Origin of the sequence: Enterobacter cloacae complex sp. P16RS2 (assembly GCF_014982155.1) — a bacterium.
Lineage (GTDB): Bacteria > Pseudomonadota > Gammaproteobacteria > Enterobacterales > Enterobacteriaceae > Enterobacter > Enterobacter cloacae_M.
This window is the reverse complement of the sequence record NZ_JADCKW010000032.1, coordinates 148,397-154,637: the sequence shown is the minus strand read 5'-3', so window position 1 is coordinate 154,637 and position 6,241 is coordinate 148,397. Positions and strand designations below refer to the sequence as shown.

9 protein-coding genes are annotated in these 6,241 nt (G+C 51.1%); all 9 read right to left on the bottom strand.

What is annotated here, in order from left to right; all coding sequences use genetic code 11:
• On the bottom strand, positions 1–230 hold a 230-nt coding region (locus tag INF68_RS19375), incomplete at its 3' end, for a GTP-binding protein (protein WP_032449286.1).
• Positions 231–299: 69 nt separating this feature from the next.
• Positions 300–2,414, bottom strand: coding sequence for an elongation factor G (gene fusA, locus INF68_RS19370; protein ID WP_008503004.1), 2,115 nt, complete (start codon positions 2,412–2,414; stop codon positions 300–302).
• Positions 2,415–2,510: 96 nt separating this feature from the next.
• Positions 2,511–2,981: a 30S ribosomal protein S7 gene (gene rpsG, locus INF68_RS19365; protein ID WP_004106370.1), complete on the bottom strand. Its 471-nt coding sequence runs from the start codon at positions 2,979–2,981 to the stop codon at positions 2,511–2,513.
• 96 nt (positions 2,982–3,077) lie between these two features.
• Positions 3,078–3,452: a 30S ribosomal protein S12 gene (gene rpsL, locus INF68_RS19360; protein ID WP_000246815.1), complete on the bottom strand. Its 375-nt coding sequence runs from the start codon at positions 3,450–3,452 to the stop codon at positions 3,078–3,080.
• Between the two features lie 124 nt (positions 3,453–3,576).
• On the bottom strand, positions 3,577–3,864 hold the full coding sequence (gene tusB / locus INF68_RS19355) for a sulfurtransferase complex subunit TusB (RefSeq protein ID WP_024907951.1): 288 nt from the start codon (positions 3,862–3,864) through the stop codon (positions 3,577–3,579).
• A 7-nt stretch (positions 3,865–3,871) separates the two neighbouring features.
• Entirely contained in the window at positions 3,872–4,231 is a 360-nt protein-coding gene (gene tusC, locus INF68_RS19350) for a sulfurtransferase complex subunit TusC (protein WP_126786804.1), read from the bottom strand.
• On the bottom strand, positions 4,231–4,617 hold the full coding sequence (gene tusD, locus INF68_RS19345) for a sulfurtransferase complex subunit TusD (protein ID WP_033146792.1): 387 nt from the start codon (positions 4,615–4,617) through the stop codon (positions 4,231–4,233). The genes tusC and tusD overlap by 1 nt, the downstream gene beginning before the upstream one ends.
• Complete coding sequence (locus tag INF68_RS19340; RefSeq protein ID WP_014171909.1) at positions 4,617–5,339, bottom strand: transcriptional regulator; 723 nt, start codon at positions 5,337–5,339, stop codon at positions 4,617–4,619. The genes tusD and INF68_RS19340 overlap by 1 nt, the downstream gene beginning before the upstream one ends.
• 166 nt (positions 5,340–5,505) lie before the next feature.
• Positions 5,506–6,241, bottom strand: a 736-nt coding sequence (fkpA, locus tag INF68_RS19335) for an FKBP-type peptidyl-prolyl cis-trans isomerase (protein ID WP_193525391.1), incomplete at its 5' end; no start/stop codon positions are given.

Genomic DNA, 6,241 nt, shown 5'->3' with positions numbered 1-6,241 from the left:
TAGTGGCGAGTCGGGGTGTCATATTCAACGTGGGAAGTGTTGATGGTGATACCACGAGCTTTTTCTTCTGGTGCGTTATCGATCTGGTCGAATGCACGAGCAGAACCACCGTAGGTTTTTGCCAGAACGGTAGTGATTGCAGCAGTCAGGGTAGTTTTACCATGGTCAACGTGGCCGATAGTACCAACGTTGACGTGCGGTTTTGTACGTTCAAATTTTTCTTTAGACACGGCTATATTCCTTACTATAGTGCTCTCCCCTGTGGAGAGAGCACGGGACTTAGGTTTTAATCCTGTGGATTACTTACCACGGGCTTCAATAACGGCCTGAGCAACGTTGTTAGGCGCATCATCATACTTCAGGAATTCCATGGTGTATGATGCACGACCTTTGGTCAGAGAACGCAGCTGAGTTGCATATCCGAACATTTCAGACAGCGGAACTTCAGCGTGGATCTTAACGCCAGTTACTTCGGATTCCTGACCACGCAGCATACCGCGACGACGGCTCAAGTCACCGATAACGTCACCGGTGTTCTCTTCAGGAGTTTCTACTTCAACCTTCATGATTGGCTCAAGCAGAACTGGTTTTGCTTTCTTAAAGCCTTCTTTAAAGGCAATAGACGCAGCCAGTTTAAACGCCAGTTCAGAGGAGTCAACGTCGTGGTAAGAACCGAAGTGCAGACGAACACCCATGTCAACAACCGGATAGCCAGCCAGAGGGCCCGCTTTCAGCTGTTCCTGAATGCCTTTATCAACGGCTGGGATGTATTCGCCAGGAATTACACCACCTTTGATGTCGTTGATGAACTCGTAACCTTTCGGGTTAGAGCCCGGCTCCAGTGGGTACATGTCGATCACAACGTGACCGTACTGACCGCGACCACCAGACTGCTTAGCGTGCTTACCTTCAATGTCGGTAACTTTCGCGCGAATCGCTTCGCGGTAAGCAACCTGAGGTTTACCCACGTTCGCTTCAACGTTGAATTCACGCTTCATACGGTCAACGATGATGTCCAGGTGCAGTTCACCCATACCAGCGATGATGGTCTGGTTAGATTCTTCATCAGTCCATACGCGGAATGATGGGTCTTCTTTCGCCAGACGGCCCAGAGCCAGACCCATTTTTTCCTGGTCAGCTTTGGTTTTTGGTTCAACTGCGATGGAGATTACCGGCTCAGGGAATTCCATACGCTCCAGAATGATCGGGTGATCCGGGTCACACAGGGTGTCACCAGTGGTCACGTCTTTCAGACCGATAGCTGCAGCGATGTCGCCCGCACGAACTTCTTTGATCTCTTCACGTTTGTTAGCGTGCATCTGTACGATACGGCCAAAACGTTCACGCGCCGCTTTCACGGAGTTCAGGATGGTGTCACCGGAGTTAACCACACCAGAGTAAACGCGGAAGAAGGTCAGGTTACCCACGAATGGGTCGGTAGCAATTTTGAACGCCAGTGCAGAGAATGGCTCTTCGTCGCTTGCGTGACGCTCAGCCGGAGTATCTTTACCGTCGTCCAGGATGCCGTTGATCGCAGGAACGTCAACCGGGGATGGCAGGTAGTCAACTACCGCATCCAGCATCGCCTGAACACCTTTGTTCTTGAACGCAGAACCACAGGTTACCAGGATGATTTCGTTATTCAGAACGCGCTGACGCAGAGCTTTTTTGATCTCTTCTTCAGTCAGTTCTTCACCACCCAGGTATTTCTCCATCAGCTCTTCAGAAGCTTCAGCAGCGGATTCGATCAGGTTCTGGTGCCATTCGTCAGCCAGGTCCTGCATTGCAGCTGGGATATCTTCGTATTCGAAGGTAACGCCCTGGTCTGCATCGTTCCAGTTGATGGCTTTCATTTTCACCAGGTCGATAACGCCGGTGAAGCCTTCTTCAGCACCAATTGCCAGCTGCAGTGGAACAGGGTTCGCGCCCAGACGGGTTTTGATCTGGCCAACAACTTTCAGGAAGTTAGCACCCATACGGTCCATTTTGTTAACGAACGCGATGCGTGGAACTTTATATTTGTTCGCCTGACGCCATACGGTTTCAGACTGTGGCTGAACACCACCAACTGCGCAATAAACCATTACCGCGCCGTCAAGAACACGCATGGAACGTTCTACTTCGATGGTGAAGTCAACGTGCCCTGGGGTGTCGATGATGTTTACGCGATGCGGTTCGTACTGCTTAGCCATACCTGACCAGAATGCAGTAGTCGCTGCGGAGGTGATAGTGATACCACGCTCCTGCTCCTGTTCCATCCAGTCCATGGTGGCTGCGCCGTCATGAACTTCACCGATTTTGTGGTTTACACCGGTGTAGAACAGAATACGTTCGGTAGTAGTGGTTTTACCGGCGTCGATGTGCGCACTGATACCGATGTTACGGTAGCGTGCGATGGGTGTTGTACGAGCCATTTGATTCCTCGTTTATATCTTTAGGCGTTCAGTTAAGTTACCCAGAGCGGGCGGCTTCTCTGAAGCGCCCGCCTGGTGACTAATACTCCGAAGGGATTACCAACGGTAGTGTGCGAACGCCTTGTTGGCTTCTGCCATACGGTGAACGTCTTCACGTTTCTTAACTGCAGTACCTTTGTTGTCTGCAGCATCAGAAAGTTCGTTCGCCAGACGCAGAGCCATGGATTTATCACCGCGTTTACGAGCAGCTTCAACGATCCAACGCATTGCCAGAGCATTACGACGAACCGGACGAACTTCAACTGGAACCTGATAAGTAGAACCACCAACGCGGCGGGACTTAACTTCTACGGTTGGGCGAACGTTGTCGAGAGCGACTTCGAAAGCTTCCAGTTCATTTTTACCAGAACGCTGAGCCAGGGTCTCAAGCGCGCTGTATACGATTGCTTCTGCAGTAGATTTTTTACCATCTACCATCAGGATATTTACAAATTTTGCCAGCAGTTCTGATCCGAATTTCGGATCTGGAAGAATTTTACGCTGACCAATGACGCGACGACGTGGCATGGGAATACTCCGTTGTTAATTCAGGATTGTCCAAAACTCAAAGAGTTTAGTTTGACATTAAGATAAATCAGTTTGGCCTTACTTAACGGAGAACCATTAAGCCTTAGGACGCTTCACGCCGTACTTGGAGCGAGCCTGCTTACGGTCTTTAACACCTGAGCAGTCGAGCGCACCACGAACGGTGTGGTAACGAACACCCGGAAGGTCTTTAACACGACCGCCACGGATCAGGATCACGGAGTGTTCCTGCAGGTTGTGACCTTCACCACCGATGTAGGAAGTCACTTCGAAACCGTTAGTCAAACGCACACGGCATACTTTACGCAGTGCGGAGTTTGGTTTTTTAGGAGTGGTGGTATATACACGAGTACATACACCACGTTTCTGCGGGCAGGCTTCCAGCGCAGGCACGTTGCTCTTTGCAACTTTGCGCGCGCGTGGTTTGCGTACCAGCTGGTTAACTGTTGCCATTAAATAGCTCCTGGTTTTAGCTTTTGCTTCGTAAACACGTAATAAAACGACCTCATACAATATGAGGACGCGAAATTTTAGGGCTACGTCGAAAAGGTGTCAAGAAATATACAGCGATCTCAAATCACCAGTTCATTTGACTGGCGTGCGTCACAGTAAGATTGACGAAATCAGTATAGCCAACCACGTCAATTTTGGCTGAAATTTGACCAGAAAGACCCCGCGCATCCAGATCGTCCTTCAGCGCAGAGACTGTTATGGGGGCATTCGTGAGAATTTCAACGAAACGACTGCCTTCCAGTGCGGCAAGCACGCCATCCTGGATCAGCAGCAGATCATCACCTTCGCGCAGCATACTCAGTAACGCGTCGATATCACATTGCCACGGTGAATGGCTCAGAGTATGGAGCATGTCAGCCTCAGAAAGTCAGAACGGTGTCGTAGTGGGAAAGGTGTTCGCGCAATGCAGCAGAAGAAAGGACTGTCACATCCAGCACGAAAAGCGTTGCCTCGTTTAAACCGCGCGCGGCCAGGGAGTCGGCACAGACATAGAAGGTTTCGATATCGTAAAGCGGTAATACTTTGAACGTCGCGATGTAATCACGCGCCAGAATAGCCTGAGGCTGTTGCCCCGCCAGAAGCTGAAATACGCCGTCGCCCAAAAAGAAGACACCGATATCTTCGGTCAATGCTGAGGTCGCGAGCAGCGCATCCAGCCCTTCTCTGCCGGACGTATTGCCGTGCGGTGCGGAGGAAAAAACAAATGCTACGCGCTTCATCAGAATTGCACCACTCTGTCGCAGGTTAATGCCGCCTGTGCCAGTGCACCCAGGCCACTCAACGAAAAGCCGGGCTGCAGGTTAGAACCCGATAAACCAAGACGTGCGGCTTCGGTTGCATCGGTCACGCCGCGGCGCAGTGCCGCCGCCACGCAGATGTGCAGTTCTACGCCCTGCTTTTCGTTTAATGCCTGCCAGGCGCGCACCAGATCGAACTCATCGCTCGCCGGTGACGTAAACTGATTCGCGTTATACACCCCTTCCCGATAGAAGAAGACGCTCGCCAGCTCATGTCCGGCCGCCAGTAGCGCATGCGCAAACTGCAGCGCGCTGCTGGCCTGCTGAGTGCCGTACGCCGGGCCTGTCACCATTAACGCAAAACGCATTACTTGTCTTGTCCCTGGAAATCGCCGCTTTTGAACTGGCGAATATAGAGGTAGACCGTGTGCTTGGAGATGTTCAGACGATCGGCCACCTGGTTGATAGCGTCTTTAATATCAAAAATCCCTTTTTCATAAAGATTGAGCACGATCTGACGATTCTTGGCGTTGTTCGAGACGTTGCGATCGGCATTCACCTCTTCAATCGTAAACTCAAGCGTCTGCGTCACCAGATCTTCAACAGAGGAGGCAAAGTTAACAGAGGAGCCAACGTCCGGCGTTTCTGGTGGAATAAAGGTGCTCATGATTTGCGAGAATGGCACATCAAGGTTCATGTTAATGCACAGTAGCCCAATAACACGATGCTCGCGGTTTCGAATCGCGATGGTTTCTGATTTCATCAGCACGCCGCTTTTGGCGCGGGTGAAATAGCATTTGGAGACGCTGCTGTCCGCGCCGGTCATGTCATGCAGCATACGCAATGCAAGGTCGGTAATTGGCGAACCAATTTTACGGCCAGTATGCTCACCATTCGCAATGCGGATGGCGGAACACTTCAGATCTTGCAGGGAGTGCAATACGATTTCGCAGTGGGAGCCAATGAGCATCGCTAACCCGTCCACTACCGCTTCGTAGGATTTCAGAATATCGAAGTCGGTCTGATCGAAAGGACGTTGATCCAGCAAATCAAGTTCACTGGTTTCGTTGGTTAAAAGCGACCTGGACATGAAAAAAACACTCCTTTTCAGGAGCCTGTCGTTAGGTTTTCAGGGCAGGCTCATTATCTACACGGACAACTAAATTAATACAGCGTGCGTAGCGCTTTCCAGTGTTAATTATATCTGCCCCACAATAAAAAAACCGCCGCCTGAAAGGCGGCGGTTTTTTTCAACATTACTTCTTAGCAGCAGCGGCTTTATCGTCAGCCGGTGCGTCTGCTTTCGCATCCGCTTTCGGTGCCGGTTTGATATCCAGCAGCTCTACGTCAAAGACCAGCGTAGAGTTGGCAGGGATACCCGGAACGCCGGTTTTGCCATAGGCCAGATCCGGTGGGATAACCATCTTGATCTTGCCGCCTTTCTTGATGTTTTTCAGGCCTTCAGTCCAGCCAGGGATCACACCATCCAGACGGAAGGAGAGCGGCTCACCGCGGGTGTAAGAGTTATCGAACTCTTTACCGTCGATCAGCGTACCTTTGTAGTTCACAACAACGGTGTCGCTGTCTTTAGGCGCATCGCCGGTGCCTTCTTTCTCAACTTTGTACACCAGGCCGGTAGAAGAGGTTTTCACACCCTTCTCTTTGGCAAAAGTATCGCGGTAGGCTTTGCCTTTCGCTTCGTTGTCTTTAGCGTCCGCGTCCATCTTGGTCTGCGCGGCACCCTTCACGCGCGCTTCGAACGCCTGCAGAGTCTGTTCAATTTCCTGGTCAGACAGCTTGCTCTTATCTGCAAATGCGTCCTGAACGCCCGCGATCAGCTGAGCTTTATCCAGTTTGATGCCCAGTTTCTCTTGTTCTTTCAGAGAGTTTTCCATGTAGCGACCCAGAGATGCGCCCAGTGCATAGGCGGATTTCTGGTCGTCATTTTTGAACGCCGCTTTGCTGTCTGCAGTGGCAGCAGGCTTCGCAGCA

Bases quoted from the DNA above. Each gene is read 5' to 3' on its own strand.
- INF68_RS19340 (WP_014171909.1), bottom strand. From the start codon at position 5,339: ATGTCCAGGTCGCTTTTAACCAACGAAACCAGTGAACTTGATTTGCTG.
- rpsG (WP_004106370.1), bottom strand. From the start codon at position 2,981: ATGCCACGTCGTCGCGTCATTGGTCAGCGTAAAATTCTTCCAGATCCG.
- fusA (WP_008503004.1), bottom strand. From the start codon at position 2,414: ATGGCTCGTACAACACCCATCGCACGCTACCGTAACATCGGTATCAGT.
- tusB (WP_024907951.1), bottom strand. From the start codon at position 3,864: ATGCTCCATACTCTGAGCCATTCACCGTGGCAATGTGATATCGACGCG.
- tusC (WP_126786804.1), bottom strand. From the start codon at position 4,231: ATGAAGCGCGTAGCATTTGTTTTTTCCTCCGCACCGCACGGCAATACG.
- rpsL (WP_000246815.1), bottom strand. From the start codon at position 3,452: ATGGCAACAGTTAACCAGCTGGTACGCAAACCACGCGCGCGCAAAGTT.
- tusD (WP_033146792.1), bottom strand. From the start codon at position 4,617: ATGCGTTTTGCGTTAATGGTGACAGGCCCGGCGTACGGCACTCAGCAG.